At 43.5% G+C, this 23061-nt stretch carries 16 protein-coding genes and 1 tRNA gene; 12 read left to right on the top strand and 5 right to left on the bottom strand.

What is annotated here, in order from left to right; translation table 11 throughout:
* Positions 1-27 precede the first annotated feature (27 nt).
* The 3 genes from HF888_RS11520 to HF888_RS11510 form a co-directional block, all read right to left on the bottom strand.
* The gene (locus HF888_RS11520) at positions 28-3255 is read right to left on the bottom strand and encodes a hypothetical protein (RefSeq protein WP_007017469.1); all 3228 of its coding nucleotides are present in this window, start codon (positions 3253-3255) and stop codon (positions 28-30) included.
* Between the two features lie 756 nt (positions 3256-4011).
* Positions 4012-4088, bottom strand: a tRNA-Met gene (locus HF888_RS11515).
* A gap of 70 nt (positions 4089-4158) precedes the next feature.
* Complete coding sequence (locus tag HF888_RS11510) at positions 4159-6909, bottom strand: DUF349 domain-containing protein (RefSeq protein ID WP_007017468.1); 2751 nt, start codon at positions 6907-6909, stop codon at positions 4159-4161.
* Between the two features lie 187 nt (positions 6910-7096).
* On the opposite strand from HF888_RS11510, the gene HF888_RS11505 reads away from it, so the two are divergent.
* Complete coding sequence (locus tag HF888_RS11505; RefSeq protein ID WP_083771894.1) at positions 7097-8122, top strand: alpha/beta fold hydrolase; 1026 nt, start codon at positions 7097-7099, stop codon at positions 8120-8122.
* A gap of 162 nt (positions 8123-8284) precedes the next feature.
* Complete coding sequence (gene sbcB / locus HF888_RS11500; RefSeq protein WP_007017466.1) at positions 8285-9721, top strand: exodeoxyribonuclease I; 1437 nt, start codon at positions 8285-8287, stop codon at positions 9719-9721.
* Positions 9722-10020: 299 nt separating this feature from the next.
* Here sbcB and HF888_RS11495 read toward each other — a convergent pair whose 3' ends face one another.
* On the bottom strand, positions 10021-10638 hold the full coding sequence (locus tag HF888_RS11495; RefSeq protein ID WP_040297567.1) for an arylesterase: 618 nt from the start codon (positions 10636-10638) through the stop codon (positions 10021-10023).
* A gap of 116 nt (positions 10639-10754) precedes the next feature.
* Here HF888_RS11495 and HF888_RS11490 point away from each other — a divergent pair, with 116 nt between their 5' ends.
* The 6 genes from HF888_RS11490 to HF888_RS11465 all read left to right on the top strand — a co-directional run bounded on the left by HF888_RS11490 (position 10755) and on the right by HF888_RS11465 (position 17548).
* The gene (locus tag HF888_RS11490; protein WP_133308438.1) at positions 10755-10934 is read left to right on the top strand and encodes a hypothetical protein; all 180 of its coding nucleotides are present in this window, start codon (positions 10755-10757) and stop codon (positions 10932-10934) included.
* A gap of 248 nt (positions 10935-11182) precedes the next feature.
* Entirely contained in the window at positions 11183-11734 is a 552-nt protein-coding gene (locus HF888_RS11485; protein ID WP_007017464.1) for a hypothetical protein, read from the top strand.
* Between the two features lie 113 nt (positions 11735-11847).
* Entirely contained in the window at positions 11848-13230 is a 1383-nt protein-coding gene (locus HF888_RS11480) for a DUF6160 family protein (protein WP_007017463.1), read from the top strand.
* A 174-nt stretch (positions 13231-13404) separates the two neighbouring features.
* Positions 13405-13938 (top strand): hypothetical protein, encoded by a 534-nt coding sequence (locus tag HF888_RS11475; RefSeq protein WP_007017462.1) that lies wholly within the window; start codon positions 13405-13407, stop codon positions 13936-13938.
* A gap of 174 nt (positions 13939-14112) precedes the next feature.
* The gene (locus HF888_RS11470) at positions 14113-15261 is read left to right on the top strand and encodes a hypothetical protein (RefSeq protein ID WP_040297566.1); all 1149 of its coding nucleotides are present in this window, start codon (positions 14113-14115) and stop codon (positions 15259-15261) included.
* 73 nt (positions 15262-15334) lie between these two features.
* Positions 15335-17548 carry a YgiQ family radical SAM protein gene (locus tag HF888_RS11465; protein WP_007017460.1) on the top strand — a complete coding sequence of 738 codons (2214 nt, stop codon included), beginning with the start codon at positions 15335-15337 and terminating at the stop codon, positions 17546-17548.
* A 128-nt stretch (positions 17549-17676) separates the two neighbouring features.
* Here HF888_RS11465 and HF888_RS11460 read toward each other — a convergent pair whose 3' ends face one another.
* Positions 17677-18069 (bottom strand): CBS domain-containing protein, encoded by a 393-nt coding sequence (locus HF888_RS11460; RefSeq protein WP_279383248.1) that lies wholly within the window; start codon positions 18067-18069, stop codon positions 17677-17679.
* Positions 18070-18176: 107 nt separating this feature from the next.
* Between HF888_RS11460 and HF888_RS11455 the strand changes: the two genes are divergently transcribed.
* The 4 genes from HF888_RS11455 to ahpF all read left to right on the top strand — a co-directional run bounded on the left by HF888_RS11455 (position 18177) and on the right by ahpF (position 23044).
* Entirely contained in the window at positions 18177-18965 is a 789-nt protein-coding gene (locus HF888_RS11455; protein WP_007017458.1) for a MipA/OmpV family protein, read from the top strand.
* 103 nt (positions 18966-19068) lie between these two features.
* A complete protein-coding gene (locus tag HF888_RS11450; RefSeq protein WP_007017457.1) occupies positions 19069-20268 on the top strand; it encodes a DesA family fatty acid desaturase in 1200 nt (399 codons plus the stop codon).
* Between the two features lie 279 nt (positions 20269-20547).
* Entirely contained in the window at positions 20548-21114 is a 567-nt protein-coding gene (gene ahpC, locus HF888_RS11445) for an alkyl hydroperoxide reductase subunit C (RefSeq protein WP_007017456.1), read from the top strand.
* Positions 21115-21433: 319 nt separating this feature from the next.
* Positions 21434-23044: an alkyl hydroperoxide reductase subunit F gene (gene ahpF, locus HF888_RS11440; protein ID WP_007017455.1), complete on the top strand. Its 1611-nt coding sequence runs from the start codon at positions 21434-21436 to the stop codon at positions 23042-23044.
* Positions 23045-23061 lie beyond the last annotated feature (17 nt).

Below are 23061 nucleotides of genomic sequence, written 5' to 3'. Positions count from 1 at the left end.
TATTATCCTTCAAAATTTGTACCTAACCTACTGCAACCTAATTTGGTACTTAAAATTGAAACTTGGCTCAGTGGAACCATTTTTATTAGCGTTTCGTAATTCGCCACTGGGTGAAATTCGAATAAAGCGAATGTTGCTATCGTATCCATCACCTTCGTCGGATGGCTCGTAACTAAAATCTGACCCGTCTACTGAAAACGCAATATCATCAGAAAGGTTTGTAATACTATTGAAATCATAAGTCAGACCACTTTCATTTGGTGTTGCACCATCTTCAAAGCAGATTGGCCCAAGACCTGAACCAGGCCCTCGATTACTGCAACTTAACTGGCCTATAAAAAGGTCGGCATTCTGCGGAATTTCGTCTTGTAACACAATCGAATTTGCATCGCTTTTACCTCGACCGGTGTTAATGGCGGAAATGGTGTATTGAATCTCTGCTCCGGGTATTGCTTTCGGTTTATTTCCAGCTGAGAGAGGGCCATTAATCGGGTCATTGATGACTTCAATAGTTTTGCTTAAATTTACATTTGGTTGGAATGGTAAAACCATAAAGTTGCTGCTACGAGCATGGCTAACATCGCCTTCAATGCCCTCATTGGCAATTACCGAAATATTCCAGTTTCCTAATGTTTCGTCTTCCTCAGCAAGTGTAATAATGGTTTCAAAAGTCTTTGTTGCAGTAGTGTTGTCTGCAATTTTATCGTCGATTTCTACCATGGCTTGGTTAGAAATACTCGCGTTGTTAACGGTAATGAATACTGACGAAATATCGAACGCTCCGAATGGGTCAGAAACGGTAGCACGTACACTGAGTTGGGTATCGGGTTGAGAGCTTGTGGTGAGTTGAGCTCCGCTATCGTCAATACCGTCATTATCGTTATCTTGAAAAGGTTCAGACCAGACTTCAATGCTATCAACGTTAATTACGGTTTGAGCATTTAAAATGAGGGCGCTATAGCCATCGGCCAAAGCTGTACTACTGATTGCTTCTCGAACTTTTATTGAAATTGCTCCTGGGTCGTAGCTGTAAAAAAAATTACGAAAAGTATTAGAATTATTTGTAATGGTTAGCAACAGATTCTGACCACTGGATAGTTGAGCAGACTGAGAGCCTAAACTATTTTCGAGTAAAGAGCTTTGAAGTGTAAAGTTGGTATTGTTTGGGGAAACTGTTAGGGCTCTTTGTGCTAATACATTTCCGTTTGAATCGGACAAGGTTAAAAGTAAGTTGTATTCAGCCTGATAGCTTGTTTGAGTTCCAGAAAAGTTTCCTGTTCTTATCCCATTACCTTTTAAATTTACTTCTAGCAATGCATCATCAAGAGAAAACGTTAAGTCATCTTGCAGAGCAGGGGTTAATTCCCATGTTTGACTCAAGCCTCTCGCTATATCAACCGTTCCATTGAGATTACTAGGCCGTTCACGGGACATGGTTGAATTATTATTAAGATACAGCTGTTTATTGCCACTGGCCGGCAGGGTACCGTCACTGACAATTAATTCATTGGAGGTAATTGTCCATGATTGATTGTTATCATTGACAATAGCGGTTAATGAGTAAACATTGTCAGGCTCAATTGCCGGGTCGGTATTCAGTGTAAGCGTAATATTGGGATTCTCATTGGCAGAAAAATTAATATTCGAAATGATGATTTGGCCGGTACCGTTTGCACCGCCATCAGGAATGGTCGTTACGTTAGAACCTGTTGGAGTGTTATCGACTGAAAAGCTCTCAATATCGCTTGGTATATCGATAATGATTGAAGCATCGCTAGTGTCGAGCAACCTGCCATTGCTCAAAGTTATTTCTGTACTGATTGAGTCACTAGCCAAAAATAAACCAGCGTTGTCGTCTGTTAATAAAATTGCACTGTTGTTGTAGTCAAGCGCGCCTATAGTTTTTGATAGGCTACCACTGTTATTTGACTGTCGATTATCAAATAGTTCTGGAGAATTGGCCAAGTCATGGTCAATCGACGCGGAGAAACTTGCGTTTACTACCCCGCCAGATGTGTCTACATTTGATGCGTCTAAATTAATGGATAGGTCGATTGAAGAATTGGCTGCAAAAGTAGTTGTTTTTTCACATGTAACTAAATTTGAAGTGGCTGCGCAATTAAAGCCAGAAGGAGCTGGGCCTGCATAGGATGTATTTGGTGGTAATTGCAATTCAAAGCGAGTATCTAGTGCATTGATGTTTGATGGACCATTGTTTGTCAACCGGAATGAAAGAGTTTGCGGTATGTTTTTATCCCAAACAGTATTATCGGTAAATAGAGCTTCCAGTTGCAAATCAGCAACCGGTATGTTGCTGACAGAAATTATTTCAGAAGATAAAATCACAAGATCTTGTCCGGAAGAATAACGTGTGATGACTTGCTCATCTCCAGGTGTTAAGTACGCACCGATGTCATACGCATCAACGTCCAAGCCATACGTATTGCTGCCACCTTGAACATTTGAATAAGAGTTAAATTGATTGCCAGACGGGTTGTTTGAATCAAACAGCAATGCTCCCTCAAATTCCAGATTCTCTCCACCTGCATTCAGGTTGTCATCACCCTCCCAAGTGATATGAGCATGTTTTCCTGTAGGTTTTTCAGGTAGCTTAAAGTTACTTGGTATTAACGTAAGTGGTGGCGTCGACCCCGAGAACGCTTGAAAGCCTTCGTATACGTTTACGACACGAAACTCTTCCGCCGGTGTTTCATAAATAATCGCAATGGCCCATGCCCCTAGAACGGTTTCAGTGTCGCAGTAGTTATCGTCATCTTCGATAGATAGATTTCGTAGCGTATAGGATCGGTTTGGATTATTGATGTTTGAAGTTATGTCAGCACTTCCACCAAAGAATCGACGATTGGAATCAAGCTCATACGTGTGGCGACTAGAAAAGTCTGCAGAAACAGTTTGGCCATTTAATGTGACCTGATAGTCCGGCGCTCCAGATCCTGCCCAAAATAGGTATGCCGCAATGACATTTGCTCCACTTGGGACATCACCGATGGAAGCGCTTGCAGAGGAATTGGTAAAACATGCGCCATTACCAGTGTTGTTGGAACGTGGCCGAAACGATGCTCCTGTAACAGTGAAGGAAAGGTTGCCCGCGAAGCTTTGTTTAAGAGAAATAGGTGTCTCAGCAAGCGCTTGCTTGGTAAAAATTGCAAGAACGACAAAACACAGACAATACCAAGCAAATTGTTGGCTCTGTGTGGCACCCTTATTCCCAATTGTTACTACACGACTTTCCAAAGATAGACCGCACGTAAGTTTATGTTTTAGTTATGTAACCGCATGTTATTTGCGGTCGACGGGTTAGTCAATAATGTGACTTAGTTCACGCTTGCTGACTGTTATTGCAGGATAAGTGCCTGTTTTTGTTGAGTAATTAGTCAATTACAAGTGATTAGCGCTTAGTGGCACAAAACGCCCTATATTGTTCCATTTAGTTAGTCCTTTTGTATTGGATTGCGCTATATGTAAGGTTGAGGAGACAATGGGGCTGATCCCCTAGATTTGCTGGATTATGATTTTTCATCGGTCGCAATTTAGCTCTTCTTTATGGAACAGACTGTTTCCTTATGAGCTATAAAAAAACGACTAAATTTTGGCTTTTTGTATCTAAATGAGCGTTAGGAGTTGAATGCTATTGGGTTGTTGTCGTTTTATTATACCGTTATCTAAACGTCACTCCTAAATAAGTAAAAGTTATAAAAACAACGTTATTCGTGAAGGGTTCTGAAGCTCCTGCTTTTGGGTAAGAATAGGTAAGGTTGAGGAAGTGAGAGTTTTATAGGTTTTTATGTTTGGTTGCGGGGGACAATGATTCTTGAGAGCGAACCGTACGACATAGTCGTCAGAAACAAAAAAGGCCTAGTTAAAAACTAAGCCTTTGAATTCTTACGTCTGGTTGCGGGGGCCCAAGATTCTTGATAGTGAACCGTACAACCTAGTCGTCGGAAACAAAAAAGGCCCAGTTTTCACTGAGCCTTTATAAATTCTTACGTCTGGTTGCGGGGGCCGGATTTGAACCGACGACCTTCGGGTTATGAGCCCGACGAGCTACCAGGCTGCTCCACCCCGCGTCGACGTGCTGCGCATATTACGGATTTAGACATTACGTGTCAAACCTTTATTTGAAAAAACTCAATAAATTCAATCAACAAGCGCTGTCGTGGCGTTTTTTGTCTTTGGTTTAACCGCATCAATCAGAGTATTCCAGAAACGTTCTCGATATTGGCTATCCTGTTCGGGAACAGCACTGAGCCATTGAGTAGCGAGATCAATAATCTGATCGTTGCGGCTATTGGCTCCTTGGCCGATGCTCTCTTGTAAGCGTTTCACTTGTGCTGCCATGCGCAACGCTTGCTCTTCGCTTGGACTTTCTTTGCCTAGCGTGATGTCTAACTCAATGCAAAGAGCTTGCTGTGTTTCTTCTGAGAGCGTCTCATTTGATTCAATGGCTTGAACTGCTACGCGCTTAATCGGCTGCAGAGACTTATCCAAATTCAATTTGCTAACGGCTTCAGAATGCTCGTTCGCAGTAGTCATGTGTTCAGCTAAATCAGCGATGCTTTGCCATTGGCTAAACAATGCCTGCTGCTTTTGTAGCTGGTGTTGTTGTTTCACCGAGTCTGCAAGTTTGTCGAGTTTACCTTCGATTCCTGCTCGCACTTTATTGGGGATGTTTAGGTTGCGAATATCTTGGCGAATTTGCTGGATACCATTGAGATTTCCACGGCCTTCATGTACTTCCTGCGCCACGCCGTCGACTAAGGCGTTGGCTTCGGATATTTCTGCCTGAATGGCCTGCTTGTGCTGCTCGTTGGCTTGCTTGCGACGATCAAAAAGTTTATCGCATTCCGCTCTAAAGGCTTTCCATAGAGTATTTTCTTTGCGTCCTGCATTACCTATGTGCTTCCACTGCTCTTGAATTTCTTTGCATTGCTCAATGGCGTCGTTTAAATCGTCATGGGAGAGCAATTCAGATACTTGTTTAATGAGTGTCTGTTTTTCATCAGCAATATTTTGATAGTGCTCATCAACTTTCTTTTCAATTGCCTTCACTGCATTGTAAAAGCGGTTCTGTAGTGGTTTGTGATCGCTCTGTTCAACAGGAGCAAATCGCTTGTATTCTTGCTTTGCTTTGCCGATTAATTCAACGATGGCTTTAAAGTCAGAATGAATCCAATCGTTTTGCTCAAAGAATTGCTCAAGCTGTAGGCATATCTCTTGGCGCGCTTGCTTATTGGCTTGTTTATGTTCTGCTTGCTGAGCAAAGTACTCATTACATACTACAAAAGCTGTTTCTTTAGCTTGTTTGAATTTCGGCCAGTGTTGTTTTTGCTGCGCTTGAGTACTCGCTTTAGCAACTGCTTTCCATTCTTCTTGCAATAGTTGAATTTGTTCTAGTTGTGTTTTGCCATCTAGAGGATTGTCTGCAAGCTGTTGCATGGTTTCACACAAAGCCTCTAGTTTGGGCGCTGAAGCAAAGCCTTTCCAGTCGTTCAGGTCAAAAAGCGTTTGCTGTAGTGCTTTGAATTGCCCATAGAGGTTTTTATGTTGTTGCACATCAACTTGAGAGAAAAGGCTTTTTAAATGCTTTTGATGCTGCTCAGCTTGTTTGGCTTGACCATCGTCCAATGCGGTTTCGAATGATGCAAGTTCTTTGCGGATCTGCTTTAGCGTATTGGCTTCTTTATCTTTACGGGCTTGAAGTTCTTCTTTCAGTTTAGCTTCTCGATCAAGTCTTTTTTGAACGCTGTTTGGCGATGGAAACTCAGAAGGCCAATTGATTTTCTTAATCTGATTTTGAGTCTCTTTTAGATCTTTTTTCAAATCGCCAACCGTAAGCTCACTGCCACCACTAGAGGGAGCCGTGTGATCAAGTTTTTGTTGCACGGTAAGGCTTTGCTCTAGGTTCAGTAATGGCTTATAAAAATCGGTTAGATCTGCTTTTAGCCCGGTTAGTTTATTTTTGTTCGATAATACAATGGCTTCATTGATGTCTTTCGTAAGTTGTTGCAGAGCATCAAGACTTGGAACTCGACCTGCTTTGGCTTCCGCATAAGTAGAGTGCGCGACTTCTAATGTGCGCTGTACTTGATTTTGTGCCTGCTTTAATTGAGCGGCTTTCTCATCCAGCTTGGCTTGCTCTTCTTCGTTTTGATGCAGAATTGCTTCACATTGCTGTAATGCATCTGCATATTCTTTGGCATATCGTTGCTTGTCTTCAGGGAGAGCTTCCCACTCTTGCTTAATTAGATTTAGTTTGCCTGTGAATAAAGGATCAAATGCTTGTTGAGCAAGTTGATTGGCTTGCTGTAATAGATGTTGAATGTCGTTTTGAATTTGCGCTCTGTATTTGTCTTGGTCTTGCTGAGCTTGGATTTTATCTTTCGCTAATCGAACCAGGGTTTTGTCTTTACCTTTAAAGTCTCTTTCAATGGATTTTAGCAAGCTTAAGGCGTGGATATTTTCGATCGCTAAGTGACGCGCTTTTGCACTTGGACTATTTTGGATTAATTGAAAAAGCTGTTGCTCGTCACCAATGCTTTTAATCGCTGCTTGGGCGAGATTGCCATCAAAGCTTTGACCAGCGATTAATGTAAGCAATTCTGGTTTCAGAATTGATAGCTCGGTCTCGTTTGGTAGGTGTTTTGAGATGCGCTCAAAGATGATTTGGGCGGTTTCTTTCTCGGCAGCAAATTGATTGTAAAGGGTCGACAATGTATCCAATGACTCAATATAGGAGATGGCAGTCTTACGCACTCGAATATCAGTGTCTTCAGAAGCGATGGATTGTAGCGTTTCTTGATCTAGGGATTGATCGATCGCACCCAAACGAACTTCCGGATCTTTATGTTGCCACTTCGCGGAGAATAACTGCTTAAAAAAACCGGCCATGGTGTCAATGCCTATTATAATTCTGTGGATATTGAGTGGGGGCCTATTCTACTCGCCATCATCGTTAGAGCAAGCCAAAATGTATGCAGCACAGGCGTACAAATATTAAACAAAATTGATCGTAACCCTAGCAATTTCCTGAGTGTTATAAGACAATCCAACACAAAATTAAAACAATAATAATGCTATGACACTGAATTCTCTCCGACTCATTTCTATTGCCTCGCTGATACTGTGGCTTTCCGGTTGTACCGCCATGGGAACCGCCACTCTGCCTTACGATCAGTTGGCGAAAAAATATACGAATTCCGAAAGCCAGTACATCGAGGTTAATGGCCTCACTATTCATTATCGAGACGAGGGAAGTGGCCCTCCTTTGTTGCTGCTTCATGGTGTGGCGAGTTCACTCCACACTTGGGATGCATGGACTAATCAGCTTAAAAACAAATATCGAGTGATTCGTATTGATATGCCTGGCTTTGGTTTAACGGGCCCGGACTCGGTGTCCGATGCACAAACCCCTGAGTATATGAACCGAGTGATCAATGGTTTGGTTGACCAGTTAGGTATTCAGAGATTCTTCCTTGTGGGGAGTTCTTTGGGTGGCTATTTTGCCTGGAATTACGCCGCTGCTTATCCGGAACGTCTATACAAAATGGCTTTGTTGAGCCCTGTTGGTTACCCACAAGATATGCCGTTTTGGCTGGGTTTTGCTTCTTTTCCCGGTCTGCACTGGATAACTCCGACTATGATGCCGCGTTTCCTAGTGCATTGGACAGCTGAAAGCGCTTATGCGGATGAAGACAAGCTTGATGAGTCAGTAAAGCAGCGCTATTTTGATTTTACTCAACGTCGTGGCAATAGGGAGTCCTACGTTCAGCACTTTTTGCAGTTTCGTGAGCTAGCCCATGGTGAGGATAAGCCCCAAAAAGTGAAGGATGTTTTAACGCCTACTTTATTAATGTGGGGCGCACAAGATGACTGGATTCCATTGGATGTCATGCGCGAATTTTATCGAGATCTTTCTTACAGTGATTACATTGTTTATGAAGGAGTGGGGCATTTGCCTATGGAAGAACTACCTTTACAAACTGCGCGGGACGTGGATCACTTCTTTATGGATGAGCTGCGCAAAGTGGACAATCATCCGCAAGAAACGGCCATCAAATATTACGATAAAGATCTTATATCCACTCAAGCATCATCGAATTAAGGTTTGTCCCTCTCGTTGTTTTACGTCGATCAGGGTTGCTTTATTTTGTGAATTGCTCGCAATTTATACTGTGAGCAATCCGCTTAGCTATCTCTTCTGTGATAATATATCGCCAAATTTTCTATGAAGCGCATATGTCGCTAGTTCATTAGGTGTTTTTGCATGTCTGCAACCGAGTCAATCTATTGGTACGATTTTGAAACCTTTGGGGCTAGTCCTATTTGGGATCGACCAGCCCAGTTTGCTGGTGTTCGTACAGATTTGGATCTTAATATTATTGCAGAGCCCGACATGTTTTATTGTCGTCAAGCAGATGATTATTTGCCTCATCCTATCGCCTGCATGATTACAGGGATCAGTCCGCAAACATGCCAAGATAAGGGTTTGCCTGAAGCCGAATTTATAAAGCGCATTCATGATTTATTTATGCAACCGCAAACCTGTGTGGCAGGTTATAACAGTATTCGTTTTGACGACGAGGTAACTCGCAATACGCTGTATCGCAACTTTTTTGATCCTTATCAGCGAGAATGGCAAAACGGCAATAGTCGATGGGATATTCTCGATATGATGCGCTGTGCTTATTCGCTGCGCCCAGATGGTATCGAGTGGCCGAAAGGTGAAGACGGCAAAGTCAGTTTTAAGCTTGAGAATTTAAGTGCCGCCAATGGCATTATTCATGAAAACGCTCACGATGCATTGAGTGATGTTTACGCCACGATTGGTCTAGCCAAGTTAGTAAAAGAAAAACAGCCCAAGCTCTACCAGTATTTATTCGAATTGCGTCGAAAAGAGGCGGTTGCTCCTTTATTGGACGTGGTGAATAAGCGTCCAGTGCTGCACATTTCGGGGATGTTCCCTGTAGAAAAAGGCTGTGCGGCGGTAATGGTGCCGTTGGCGATGGAGCCTAAAAATAAAAATGCCATCATTTGCTTTGACCTAATGTCTGATCCTACTCCTCTGTTCGAATTAACGGCAGAGCAAATTCAAGCACGTTTATATACCCCAAAGGCTGAATTAGAAGCACAAGGTATAGAGCGATTGCCGCTGAAAAGTATTCATATCAATAAATGCCCCGTGGTATTGCCCGCAAAAATGGTTCAGCCTGAAATTGCGAAAAAGTGGGGGCTTAGTGGTGATCAGATTCGTTCAAATTTGGCGAAAATAAAAAACGGTCCAGACCTGACAGAAAAGTTGCAAAACGTCATGTCTCGTGATTTTGAGGCTCACAGTGATCCTGATGCCATGATTTATAGTGGAGGGTTCTTTGGTCCAACTGATAAGCAAGCCATGGAAACCATTCGCCAATCACACCCAGAAGCCCTGGATGACTTGAATATCAGTTTCCAGGATCGTCGCTTAGAGGAAATGCTATTTCGTTATCGAGCTCGTAATTACCCTGAGACCCTGACTGGGGATGAATTTGAGCAATGGGAAACCTTCCGCAAACAACGCTTATTAGGACCAACAAACGGATCGTATTTGAACTACGAGCTATTCGCTAAAGCACTGCAAGAGGCGGCGCAAACCGCACCTGAGAGTCAATATCCATTATTGCAAGACCTGCAGATGTATGCGGAAAGCATATATCCTTATTAGTTGTGAGTTGTGAGTTGTGAGTTGTGAGTTGTGAGTTGTGAGTTGTGAGTTGTGAGTTGTGAGTTGTGAGTTGTGAGTTGTGAGTTGTGAGTTGTGAGTGCTCAATGATGTGTCTTGAACTTTGGAAGTCAAGCAAAATCGTCATTCTCTGGCGTCGCGAAGCGACAGACCGGAGAACCCATCACTCATAACTCAACATTCATCATTTACAACTAAAGAGGCGTCAAGTCGGGCATGACGGTTTTATAGGTCGTCATTCTCAACTTGATGGAGAATCCATCCAATAAATAGCGAAAGCCTTAAAGTAACGCCTCAATTTCAGGCCACAAATAATCAAGAATAACCGGCTGAGCAATCGCATTCGGATGCAATCCATCATCCTGTACATATTTATCTTTGTTGTTCATTAATGGTTTGAGCATAAATGGAATAAACGCGACGCCTTGCTGTTCGGCTACATCAGCAAAGGCTTGCTTAAACATTTGCCCATATCGAGGGCCGTAATTGGTAGGCACTTGAATGCCAAGCAGTAGTACTTTAGCGCCGGCTAGCTGACTTTTATCGATCATTGAATTCAAGTTACTTTTCATCGCACTAATGGAAAGACCGCGCAAACCATCATTGGCACCCAGCTCTAATATCACCAATTTAGGTGAGGTGAGTGATAGTAGCTCATCGATCTGGCGAAGGCCCTCGCTGGTGGTTTGTCCGCTAATGCTGGCGTTGTGGACTTTGTAGTTTTGATCCTCTGTTTCTAGCTTACTATCAAGCAACTTGGGCCAACTTTCTTGAACCTTGATTCCATAGCCTGCACTCAAGCTATCCCCAAGTACAAGAATCTTATCGCTAGCGGACCAAACCGTGGCGCTAGCGAGAAAAAACAGCGTCATCAATAGTGTCGATCTAAATATTTTCATATTTGTTGAGAATGCCTTTATTACAATGAGTCTGATTCATAGGATTGATCTTATCATAGCAACAAACCCTAACATGTTGCTTTGAACAACTTTTCAGTACCTTTTGATGTGACTGTTTGATCAAAGTTGCAAATGAAGAGAGTTCGGTAGTAGAAATTTTTACTGTTGATGGCGCATTGGTAACAGGTGTTACCGCCAGTGTTCCTATATCACACACATTGCCGGATAAAATTCAGTTTGCATGTAAAAACAATACTTATGTACCAATAAGAAATGAATCGGATTTCACTCTTTAATTTCTTTTGACTATATATTTTTTAGTTTTTAACTCTTAAAGATATATAAGGTTGTACGATTGTACTTATTTTATCGTGATTGCAGTTCATTAGGGCAGTAAAAGAACAAATGATGTCATCCTTAGGAATGAAATTGTTATCAAATGTAAATTCTATGGAACTCACCAGTGGGCAGACCTAAATGGGTGGTTTACGATGCTTTCCACGTTTTACATTAATAATAAAAAAAGAAACGAGCAGTCCTTTATATGAAATTACTTAGTCTTTCTCTAGCAGTGTTAATCAGTTTGTCGGCTTCATTTGTTGTTGCTGAGGAAAAGAAGGATGTTGACCTAAAAGCGAAGATTGATGGTGTACAACAGCAGCTAGATGAATTGATTGATCAAGGCGGTAAGTATGCATATATCCAGATCGCTAGAAAGAATGGCTTATCCCCATTTGCAATAGCGGTTGATAAGGTAGGCAGCACCGTACTTTTAGAAGTACCCCAGTCTGAAAAGGATGCCACAATCAAAGATAAAGTTCTTGAATTGAGACGATTATTAAAAATGACAGCCGATTCAGGAACTATGAAAGCAGGCGCTTTATTTGTTCAAGGACAAGTTCCTCATAAGGGTAAGACCGTTAATGGGGTCGCTATAGAGCTAGAACATGAGCTGGGTATGTCTGTTTTGCGCTTTTCTCCATATGAGATAGATAGGGAAAACAAAAAAATTCAGTTCAAGCAGCCTGTCGATAAAATTAAGCCTGTGGTCTTTTTTAAAGACGTTCAGGAAAAGCAGAAGAATAAAAACTCGTAGTAAAACCCAGAATTGATGTTGACTGCCATGGATGTAGTCGCTCAATAGAGGACGCGCATTCCCGTTTTCGGATAAATGTGAAGACTCAAAATAACAATAAATAGGAGACAACTATGAAAGGCCTTAAGAAACTTGCTCTAGCTACTGCAGTAGCGGCAGCTCCTTTCGCCCAAGCTGAAATGACGGCTTTGGACGATTCAGCTCTTGGTCAAATGACTGGTCAAGCGGGTATTACCATTGATGTTGATCTACAGATGACAATCGATGCAATTAAATACGTAGACAACGACGGTAACGTTAAACTGCGTGAAGCCCAAGGTGGGGCAGGCACTGGTAGCTATGATGCAGCTGGTAACAATGTAGGTGCTGGTAACGGTGACTATGACATTTATGGTACTCAAGGTGCGATTACCATGAAGGGTCTAACGATGAACAACGATGGTGGCACTGCGACTATTCGTGGTGTGACTATTGATGCTGACGGTCAAGACGGCCTAGTAATCGGTCTAAACCAAATCGGTGATACTGCTGGTAATGGTATCGACATTACCGTAGATGCAATAATGATTAACGCAGGTAATGCAAATCTAGCGATGCAGCAAGCCGGTATTACACAAGCTCCGGTTGTTGCAGCTACTGGCGCTTTTGCTTCTAATACAACTGTTCAAGGTGATTTGGCTACTTTCTTCGGTGATCCAGCTAAAGGCAATTGGACAGAGCTTACTGACGCAGAAAAAGCAGCGTTTGCTCAAGCTGTTTCTGATAACCCAGCCTCTGTAGATGCACAAACTGCTACTCTTCTAGCTGATTTACAAACTGCACGTGCTAACTATGCTGGTCAGGCGATCGCAGTTGGTGCAGGCGACGGAAACGTGGGTGGATTCGTAATCGAAGACTTCCGTAACTACATTCAAGATGACCTAGTTAACAAATACAACGGCGTATTTGATATGGCTCTACAAGACAGCACCGGTGCAATCACTGGTGATGTAGCAGCAGGCGGTAGCGCAGGTCGTTTCGTTCGCGGTGAAATTGTAATCAATGGTACTGGTAATTCAGTTCTAGGTACCGGTGGTCTAAATATTTCTGGTGAATTCGGTGGCGCGATGGACAAAATCGCATGGGTTGATGGCTACGGAGCCAATGTAGATGGTTCTTCGGATGGTCTAAACGACGCTGGTGAGTTCGGTGTTAAAGACTTCGGTATGTTCCATGGTATCGACACTACTGGCGATGGTATCTCTGATACAATCGAGGGGATGCACTTCACTGTAAACATCGACGTTGTGGACCATGAGTCTTGGAACAATGCGACTCCTGGCTCTAGCGATGTTGCAGCACTACGTATCGCTGACATGTCTTTCGAAGGTACAATCATGATGGGTGATATCTACCTAGGTTCTTCTACAGCTACTACAGCTGATCAGTCTCTAGGTTCTGTACTGGTTAAAGACATCGACATGACTGGTACTTCTGTATACGTTTACGGTCACTAATCCTGACGTAAAGTTATACTTGTAAAAGAAAGACCCAGCTTCGGCTACCCAGCCTAGCTGGGTTTTTTTGTGCTCAGATCATTTGTGAGTGAACTGTACATATTGAGTAATGAGCATTCGTTGATTATTGTTAAACAACGGATTTTGATTGATAAAGCGCAAGGGACATAAAATATGCTGAACAGTAAACGACTATTTTCGCTATTTGTTTTACTGGCTTGTGTTGGTTTAAATTCACAGGCTGAGCTGGCCGAACTACAAGATGCTGAAATGGCCTTCCATGTTGCTCGTATGTCTCATCCTGAAATGACAGCTGAAACCAATACCCCCTTGTACACTTCAAATAACTTGGCTCGGAATAACCAAACCAGTGCAGCATTATCAGGGGCACCAGCATTAGGGCCGCTTAGTAACACATCACAACCTAGTTCATCTGGTATTACCATGGATATTGATTTGCAGTTGCATATTGATGAAATCCGCTGGGTTGATGTAGACGGTGCTGGCATTAATGGTACGCAAGGCGGCATTACATTAAAGGGCATATCTGTCGGTCACTTAGATGACATGAACAACCCGCAACCCGCTCCGATTCGTGGTATCACTATTGATGTTGATGGTAATCAAGGCTTGCGCATGGGAATCAATCAGATCGGTGATACTCAGGGCAATGGCATTGACGTCAACATTGACAGCATTCAGTTTTAACACTCAACTGTCAAACTCTAGTTCCTAATTACCATCCGCTATATCTAAAACTTGTTAAGAGCGAATCGCTCTTTCGCTTTCGAATTACTTTCTGAAATTCCATCTAGGCTTGAAATAAGAAAGCGCATTCTTGGATGAGTGCGCTGATGTTTCTAGCCAGTTGTAGGTGGTTGTATGATCAGGAAGTTCATCACCTTGGTTTTACCAAGTTTCCTTACGTTATTCTCTTTTTCACCGTCCTATGCGGGATTAACTCCAATCTCAGACCTTGAGCTCGCGCAAATGCATGGACAGTTTTCTCCGTCTCCAGTCACTCGAAATACTGATGCTGCCAATCCACAAAGTGAATCCGTTGGCTTTGGCTTGGACCCAAACAGTTTGAATTTAACCGAGGGCATTGAACTCAATTTAGAAATCCAAGTGAGTCTGGATATGACGTATGTCGACCCAGATGGTCTATCTGGTAATGAAGCGGATTCAGGTATCTTAGAATTGAATGGTATCCAAATCGGAAGTAAAGAATCACCCATTGATGTCAACAATGTACGAAATGAAAACCTTTTTGAGCCGAATGAATTGGCCCTGGTGCAGAATCTGTTTATTGATGTGGATCCAGTACAAGGCATGTTCATTACCATTGAAGAAATTGGTGATGATCAGGGCAATGGCATTGATATTGGTATCCAAGATATTTTTCTTGGAACGCGTGAAAAAAGTGCCGGCGGTTTGCTGATTGAGGATATATCCAACTTTGTTCGTGATGACAAATTAGCACAGCACAACCAGTTGTTTTCTATGGGCTTGCAAACATTAGATGATGGTAAGAATACAGAGCTGGGGAATTGGATCGAATTTCGCTCCCAGGTTTTAACAGAAGAAGTGGGGAATACCACCTCCGTCAGTGTGCCGGACTTGGGATCGCTGAATGAAAACTTACCCGGATTTGGTGCTAATACCACTATTGATGCGAGTTTTGCGTTGTATATCGACAAATTTGCATGGATCGATAGTGACGAGCAGGGTGTGAACCGAGAGTTTGGTTTGGCGGCCATAATGATTTATGACGGCTTAGATACCAATGGCGATGGGATCGATGATACCGTTGGTCCAGCGAAGCTTTCAGAGATGAAAATAGAAACTGTTGACCATGTGAGTTACGACGGTCGCAATGTGCAAGCGCTGTATATTGAAAACTTGGACTTTAAGGCAGATATTTCCATTGCCAGTATTTATGTGGGTGATCCAGTGACAGGGAGTTTGGGTGCCTTACAGATTCAAGGCATTGATACCGCAGGCACTTCTGTATGGATTTATGAGCACTAGTAATTAGACTTTTGCCAATCTCTATCCTTAAACGTACAATTGGCGCCATCTTAACCAGTAGTATCCAAAATCTATGACGTCAGCTGCCTCAGCCGCACGCCCATCCGGCAAATTTGTTCAAAACATTACTCGCTATGAGCCTTATCGCAAAGATCTCAAGCCTGCGCCATTTTTGCCCATGTCTCGTAAAGAAATGGACGAGTTGGGCTGGGATAGCTGTGATGTGATTGTGGTATGTGGCGATGCCTATGTGGATCATCCAAGTTTCGGTATGGCGGTCATTGGTCGCACGTTAGAGGCCCAAGGATTTCGAGTAGGGCTGATCTGCCAGCCAGATTGGACCGATATTGAAAGCTTTAAGGTCTTGGGCAAGCCTAACCTGTTTTTTGGCGTCAGCGCTGGCAATATGGATAGCATGATTAATCGCTATACCGCTGACAAGCGAGTACGCCACGATGATGCCTATACGCCAGGTAATGTGGGGGGGAAACGCCCAGATCGAGCGGTAACGGTTTACACGCAAAAGCTGCGCGAAGCCTATAAAAAAGAAGTGCCTATCGTTATTGGTGGCATTGAAGCCAGCTTGCGTCGCTTAAGTCATTACGACTATTGGCAAGATCGAATTCGCGGCAGTGTATTACTGGATAGCACAGCTGACATGCTTTTCTTCGGTAATGCTGAGCGAGCCTTAATTGAAGTAGCGCATCGTCTAGCAGATGGCGAAAACATCCATGAGATCACTGATGTTCGCGGTACCGGGTTTTTACGCAAGCAGATGCCTGAGGATTGGACAGAAATTGATAGTACCCATTTAGATCAACCGGGTCCGGTTAAAAAACATAAAAATCCATATGAAGTGATCGATGAAGACGCTAAAGCACAAGAGCAGGCGTTGAAGGCAGAGGGCGCACAAGTGGTTAACATTGTGCCCCATACGCAAATGCGTCAGACCGATCCTAACTCATCCTACATTCGCTTACCGAATTTAAAAGAAATCAAAGGCGACCCTGCACTATACGCCCATATGGATCGAGTATTTCACAAAGAGACCAATCCAGGTAATGCACGAGCCTTGGTACAGGCGCACGGTCGAGACCAAGTATGGATGAATCCGCCGCCAATTCCACTAGAAACCGACGAACTGGATTGGGCTTTTGAACATAATTATAAGCGTGTTCCACATCCTGTTTATGGCGATGCCAAAATTCCAGCTTATGACATGATTCGTTTTAGTGTGAATATCATGCGCGGCTGTTTTGGTGGTTGTACGTTCTGCAGTATTACTGAGCATGAAGGGCGTATTATTCAAAGTCGTTCGGAAGAATCCATTCTTAAAGAAATTGAAAACATTCGAGATTTAACTCCGGGCTTCACTGGTACGATTAGTGATTTGGGTGGCCCCACAGCGAACATGTATCAACTTACTTGTAAGTCCAAAGCGATTGAAGAAAATTGCCGTCGCCCTAGTTGTGTTTATCCCACAATTTGCAGCAACTTAAATACGGACCATAGTCCGACTACGCAACTCTATCGAAAAGCCCGCGATATTAAAGGAGTTAAACGTGTAGCAGTGGCTTCTGGCTTGCGCTATGACTTGGCGGTAGAAGATCCAGAATACGTGAAAGAACTTGTGACGCATCATGTTGGCGGTTATTTGAAAATTGCGCCTGAGCATAGTGAGGAAGGCCCGCTTACTAAGATGATGAAGCCAGGAATGGGGACTTACTATCGTTTTAAAGAAATGTTCGAGCGCTTCTCAAAAGAAGCAGGTAAAAAACAGTATTTGATTCCTTATTTTATCAGTGCGCATCCTGGCAGTACCGATAAAGACATGATGAACTTAGCCCTCTGGTTAAAAGAAAACAATTTTAAAGTGGATCAAGTCCAGAACTTTTATCCAAGTCCTATGGCGACCGCTACAACCATGTATGCCACAGAACGTAACCCTCTTAAACCTGTCAAAGAAAAAAATACGGACTTTGTTTTTACCGCCAAGAATAAAGAGCAGCGCGCTCTGCACAAAGCATTGTTACGTTATCACGATCCTGATGGCTGGCCTTTAATTCGCAAAGCGCTAAAGAAAATGGGCAAGGCGCACTTAATTGGTCGTGGCCCTAAACACTTGGTGCCGCCTGAGTCAGGTCGCGAAAAAGATGCCCGTCGTCAGGGTAAGAAATACGTACCCGAAAAAACCTTTGCGGCGGGTAAAAAGTTTCATGCGAAAACTCAACACAATGGTTTGCCGAAAAACCCGCGTAATAAACCTAAATCGAAAAAACGCTCTTAACGATTGTGTGATGGGAAAGTTATTCGCTTATTGACGATTAACCCGTTAAAAATATAAAGATAATGTCTATTCTCGCGAGTGAAATATTACCTATCCCAATTAAGCGTTAGAATCGGTGTTATTAAACTTTACCCCTGAAGCGCCTCAATGGTTTTCATAATATCCCGCCAACTAATAATGCCTGCTATGGTCATATCTTCATTGACGATGGGGATACAAGAAATACTACGCTGATTGAAAAGTTTTACCGCATCCAAAACCGTATTGTCTGGTGATAGTGTATGAAGCTTAGTACTCATGATGGTTTTGACTCGGGTATTCAAGCTATCGGTATCAGCTTTACTTTGCGTGGCCGATCCCAAGTTAGGGCTAACTGCTTTTAAGTAATCTCGATCACTTAGAACACCGACCAGAATGTTATTTTCGGTCACGAGCAAGTGGTGGAAGCGGGTGTTATCAAACACCATTTTTACTTCCCAAAGCGAGGCCTCATGGTCAACTGTGACCACTCTATCCTGCATTATGCTATTGATTTTCATAGTGAGACAATTTCGCAATATTAAACGTATAGGCTTAGTATAGAAGACATCTGATTTTAGGCATGCAACCCAGTCCATTAAGGTAATTCATGAGAATTTTATTCGTTACATCGTTATTTTTTATTTTCATGGGCATTGCTCGTGCTGAATTAGAGGTGGGAGTCGGTCTTAGCGCTGTGCACGTGCCGCACTATATCGGTAGCGATGAGTCAGAAGAATACTTTGTGCCGTTTCCTTACCTTAGATATCGCAGTGAAAAACTGACCATTGACCGAAACCTGATTCAAGGGAATATGTGGCGTTCTGGCAACTGGAGCCTTGAATTGAGCTTTGGCGGTGCCGTAAAGGTGGACAGTGACGATAGCCAAGCGCGTCAGGGCATGGAGGATTTGGACTTTATCATCGAAGCTGGCCCTGCATTGCATTATTACTTCTTGGGTGACCGAACAAAGAACAACGCCTTGTTTCTCGAACTACCTGTGCGTCTGGCTACCAGTACGGACTTTACGCAAGCCCAGTATCGCGGTTTCACCTTCAATCCGCGAGTTATGTGGCGTCGCGCCTATTTCATGAATGGCTACGAGGTGCGTCCACAGTTGTCCGTTGGCTTGCGCTCTGGGGATGATCAATACCACGAGTACATTTATGGCGTGAAACGCGAGTTCGAGACCACTGAGCGCCCAGAGTACCAAGCGCGAAACGGCTTTGGCGGGTATCAGATTGGCTACAGTACCGCTGTCTTGTCGCGAGGTTGGCTAGTGGCGGGCTTTTTCCGCTATGTGAATATTTCAGGCGCCAGCTACGAAGACAGTCCGCTGGTCTCCACAAAACACAACTTCACGGGTGGATTCGCCGTTGCTTACCTTTTTCAAGACTGATCTTACAAATAGAATATAAATTAGTCGGTGAGAAGCTGGGTATTTATCGCCATAATGTGTACACTCGTTCACTGTAATACATACCTTAGCTAGAGAAGATTGAATGACCCTTCTAGATTTTTTCGCCAACGGCTTGTCACAAGCCTCTGGCTGGCAAATACTCGGTTACACACTACTAACCACGCATATTTCTATCGTGGCGGTAACCGTTTACTTACACCGTGCAATGGCTCATAGAGCTATGGATATGCACCCCGCGTTAGCGCATTTCTTCCGATTCTGGGCTTGGCTGACCACTGCCACAATCACTAAAGAGTGGGTCAGTGTACACCGTAAGCATCACGCCAAATGTGAAACCGAAGATGATCCTCACTCTCCAGTAGTTAAGGGCTTGAAAACGGTATTGTTAACGGGCGCCGAATTGTACAAGAAAGAAGCCTCTAACGAAGAAACCACAAATCGCTATGGCAAAGGCTGTCCAGATGATTGGTTGGAAAATAACCTATATCAAAAATATAAGTTTCTTGGCATATTTACGTTATTGGCCATTAATATCGCGCTATTCGGTGCTATCGGTATCACTGTCTGGGCGATTCAAATGCTGTGGATGCCTTTCCACGCTGCAGGCGTGATCAATGGCTTAGGTCACTGGTTTGGCTACCGCAATTTTGAATGTTCTGATGCGGCGACGAATATCAGCCCTATTGGTATTTGGATTGGTGGTGAGGAGTTACACAATAACCACCATACTTATCCAAATTCGGCCAAATTGTCCGTTAAACCTTGGGAATTCGATATTGGTTGGGGCTATATTCGAGTGTTTGAAAAGCTAGGTCTTGTAAAGAATGTGCGCCGTGGACCGGTTGTACACGTGGACAAGAGCAAGCTTATGCTCGATAAAGACTCGGTATTGGCCGCTGCTAATAACCGCTTCCAGATCATGGCTAAATACCGCAAGCGTGTAATTAAGCCCGTGGTTGCCGAGCAACGTCAAGCAGCCTGTGAAACCACACAGCCACTTATGAAGCGCGCAAAGAAACTACTCACTCGTGAGCAATCATTACTTTCAGCCAAGCATCAGCAGCAATTGCAGACCTTGCTTGAGCACAATGAAATGATGGAAAAACTCTACGAAATGAAAGAGCAGCTCCAGCAAGTATGGAAAAAGCGTACTTCTAATAGTGAAGAACTGATTAAAGCCATGGAAGACTGGTGCAAGCGCGCTGAAGAGTCTGGTATTCAAGCGCTACAGGACTTCGCAGATAGCCTCAAGTACTACAGCACAGGCAAAGCGGCACGTTAATATCTCAATATATCCCCGATCTTCAAGTCATTCCCGACTTGATCGGGGATCCATCTAATTTCAAGCAAAACCGATAAATGGATCCTCAATCGAGTTGAGGATGACGAAAATGGGCTTTTTGCCGGAAACCCAAGTCAATAGCTAAAACCTATCACCTAGATAAACACTATCAATTTCTATTATTTATCACTGATCTCTATTATGAATCCATGAATTCGAGGCAAGAATTCAAAAACGATTTTTAAACCCTAAATTCATTTAAATTAGTTAGGAGATAGGATGACTACTCTAGTTAACACTGAGATCAAACCTTTTAACGCAACTGCATTTAAACAAGGCGAGTTCGTCGAAATTTCTGATGCGGACGTAAAAGGCAAATGGGCGGTATTTTTCTTCTACCCAGCAGACTTCACTTTCGTATGCCCAACCGAGCTAGGCGACGTTGCAGACAAATATGAAGAGCTACAAAAGCTAGGCGTAGAAGTGTTCTCAGTATCAACTGATACTCACTTCACTCACAAAGCATGGCACGACAGCTCTGAAACCATCGGTAAGATCAATTACTACATGGTAGGCGACCAAACTGGCACCATCACTAACAACTTCGGTGTAATGCGTGAAGGTCAAGGTCTAGCAGATCGTGCAACTTTCCTAGTGGATCCAGATGGTGTTATCCAAGCAATGGAAATCACCGCTGAAGGTATTGGCCGTGATGCTGACGACCTACTACGTAAAGTGAAAGCAGCTCAGTACGTTCGCAACAACCCAGGCGAAGTATGTCCTGCGAAGTGGAAAGAAGGTGATGAGACGTTGGCTCCTTCTCTAGATCTTGTAGGTAAGATCTAATTTAGAGCTAGCCTACTTGATCTGGCGTTGTTAAATCTTGGCTCAAAATGTTCATGTATGACTTATACACTGCGCTTTTTCGCCAAGATTTGCCTAGCCAGATCATCGACGCAAACGCTCTAAAGTGTCCAAGAAAATTCGCTGGCGCTCTTTTACGTCAAAAAAGCGTTAGTTCGAGAGAGTGGAGCTAGGTCCACTCTCTTCCAAAAATTAAAGCATTAACCCCTAATTTATTTAGCAATTAGTAAATTGATTCGAAGTAGTAATTTTTTATTTAACAGAACGAACAAATTTTAGGCATTAAACATAAGGTATCACCATGTTAGATGATTCAATGAAGCAGCAGTTAAAAGCGTACTTAGAAAACTTGAAAACCGAAGTACAGCTGGTTCTTAGCCTTGATGAGAGTGATACCGCAAGTAAATTGAAAGCATTGGCTAACGATATTGCGGCTCTCAGCGACAAGGTTTCGGTACAAGAAGACGATAACGCATCCAACCGCAAGCCAATGATGCAAGTCGTTAACCCTGAAAAACAAAGCAAGCTAGGTTTTGCTGGTGTGCCAATGGGACATGAGTTTACGTCTCTGGTTTTGGCATTGTTGCATAGCGGCGGACACCCAATGAAGCTTGAGCAAGAGGTGATTGATCAGGTAGCCGCGATTGATAAAAAACTGGACTTCGAAGTCTTCATTTCGTTGTCTTGTCAAAACTGTCCTGACGTCGTGCAAGCATTGAACATGATGTCGGTGATAAACCCAAATATTACAGCCACGATGATCGACGGTTCTGCTTTCCAAGAAGAAGTAGAAGCGAAAAACATCATGGCGGTGCCAAGTGTCTTCTTAAATGGTGAGTTATTTTCATCCGGCCGTATGTCTTTAAATGACATTCTGAAGAAGGTAGACACAGGTGCGTCACAGCGTGAAGCGAAAGCCATCAGCGAGAAAGCCCCGTATGACGTACTTGTCATTGGTGGCGGTCCTGCTGGCGCGTCCGCGGCCATTTACGCAGCACGTAAAGGTATTCGCACTGGTCTAGTCGCCGAACGTTTTGGCGGCCAAGTGATGGACACCATGGCCATTGAAAACTTCATTTCTGTGAAAGCAACCGAAGGCCCAAAATTGGTACACGGTCTAGAAGAGCACGTTAAAGATTACGACGTGGATATCATGGCCGAACAAAAAGTGGATGCGGTGGTACCTGCTGATGAAACAGAAGATGGATATATCCATGTGATTTTGGAAAACGGTGCGCGTTTGAAAGCACGCAGTACCATAGTGACCACGGGCGCACGCTGGAGAGAGATGAATGTGCCAGGTGAGCAAGAGTACCGCAACAAAGGCGTCGCTTACTGCCCACACTGTGATGGTCCATTATTTAAAGGCAAGAAAACAGCTGTAATCGGTGGTGGTAACTCTGGTATTGAAGCGGCTATCGATTTAGCGGGTATCGTTGAGCATGTTACTGTGTTGGAATTCGCCGATACCTTGCGTGCAGACCAAGTTTTGATTGATAAAGCCAATAGCTTGCCTAACGTTGAGATCATTAAGATGGCTCAAACCACTGAGGTGGAAGGCGATGGTACGCGAGTTACCGGTCTTAACTATAAAGACCGTGAAAGCGGTGAAATCAAGCATGTAGAAGTAGCGGGTATCTTCGTTCAGATTGGTCTGGTGCCAAACAGCGAGTTCTTGAAAACCAGTGGTATTGAACTGAGCGACCGTGGCGAAATTGTCATCGGTGACCGCGGTGAAACATCGAAACCCGGTATTTTCGCCGCAGGTGATGTGACCACAGTGCCTTATAAGCAAATCATTATTGCTATGGGTGAAGGTTCAAGAGCCAGCTTAGGTGCATTCGATTACTTGATCCGTAATCCTGCACCAAGCAAAGCAAGTTCTGAAACCGAGCTGAAGGAATCAGCTTAACTTGCCTCGTATTCAGC

Origin of the sequence: Bermanella marisrubri, assembly GCF_012295615.1 — a bacterium.
In the GTDB taxonomy this organism is placed as follows: domain Bacteria; phylum Pseudomonadota; class Gammaproteobacteria; order Pseudomonadales; family Oceanobacteraceae; genus Bermanella; species Bermanella marisrubri.
The sequence above is the reverse complement of the archived record's forward strand: the minus strand, read 5'-3'. Positions and strand labels throughout refer to the sequence as shown.

What these genes read in the sequence shown, in the direction of transcription:
- HF888_RS11505 (WP_083771894.1), top strand. Translation starts at nt 7,097, where the DNA reads ATGACACTGAATTCTCTCCGACTCATTTCTATTGCCTCGCTGATACTG.
- HF888_RS11480 (WP_007017463.1), top strand. Translation starts at nt 11,848, where the DNA reads ATGAAAGGCCTTAAGAAACTTGCTCTAGCTACTGCAGTAGCGGCAGCT.
- HF888_RS11510 (WP_007017468.1), bottom strand. Translation starts at nt 6,909, where the DNA reads ATGGCCGGTTTTTTTAAGCAGTTATTCTCCGCGAAGTGGCAACATAAA.
- HF888_RS11470 (WP_040297566.1), top strand. Translation starts at nt 14,113, where the DNA reads ATGATCAGGAAGTTCATCACCTTGGTTTTACCAAGTTTCCTTACGTTA.
- HF888_RS11485 (WP_007017464.1), top strand. Translation starts at nt 11,183, where the DNA reads ATGAAATTACTTAGTCTTTCTCTAGCAGTGTTAATCAGTTTGTCGGCT.
- HF888_RS11460 (WP_279383248.1), bottom strand. Translation starts at nt 18,069, where the DNA reads ATGCAGGATAGAGTGGTCACAGTTGACCATGAGGCCTCGCTTTGGGAA.
- ahpC (WP_007017456.1), top strand. Translation starts at nt 20,548, where the DNA reads ATGACTACTCTAGTTAACACTGAGATCAAACCTTTTAACGCAACTGCA.
- HF888_RS11450 (WP_007017457.1), top strand. Translation starts at nt 19,069, where the DNA reads ATGACCCTTCTAGATTTTTTCGCCAACGGCTTGTCACAAGCCTCTGGC.
- HF888_RS11455 (WP_007017458.1), top strand. Translation starts at nt 18,177, where the DNA reads ATGAGAATTTTATTCGTTACATCGTTATTTTTTATTTTCATGGGCATT.
- HF888_RS11465 (WP_007017460.1), top strand. Translation starts at nt 15,335, where the DNA reads ATGACGTCAGCTGCCTCAGCCGCACGCCCATCCGGCAAATTTGTTCAA.
- HF888_RS11475 (WP_007017462.1), top strand. Translation starts at nt 13,405, where the DNA reads ATGCTGAACAGTAAACGACTATTTTCGCTATTTGTTTTACTGGCTTGT.
- ahpF (WP_007017455.1), top strand. Translation starts at nt 21,434, where the DNA reads ATGTTAGATGATTCAATGAAGCAGCAGTTAAAAGCGTACTTAGAAAAC.
- sbcB (WP_007017466.1), top strand. Translation starts at nt 8,285, where the DNA reads ATGTCTGCAACCGAGTCAATCTATTGGTACGATTTTGAAACCTTTGGG.
- HF888_RS11495 (WP_040297567.1), bottom strand. Translation starts at nt 10,638, where the DNA reads ATGAAAATATTTAGATCGACACTATTGATGACGCTGTTTTTTCTCGCT.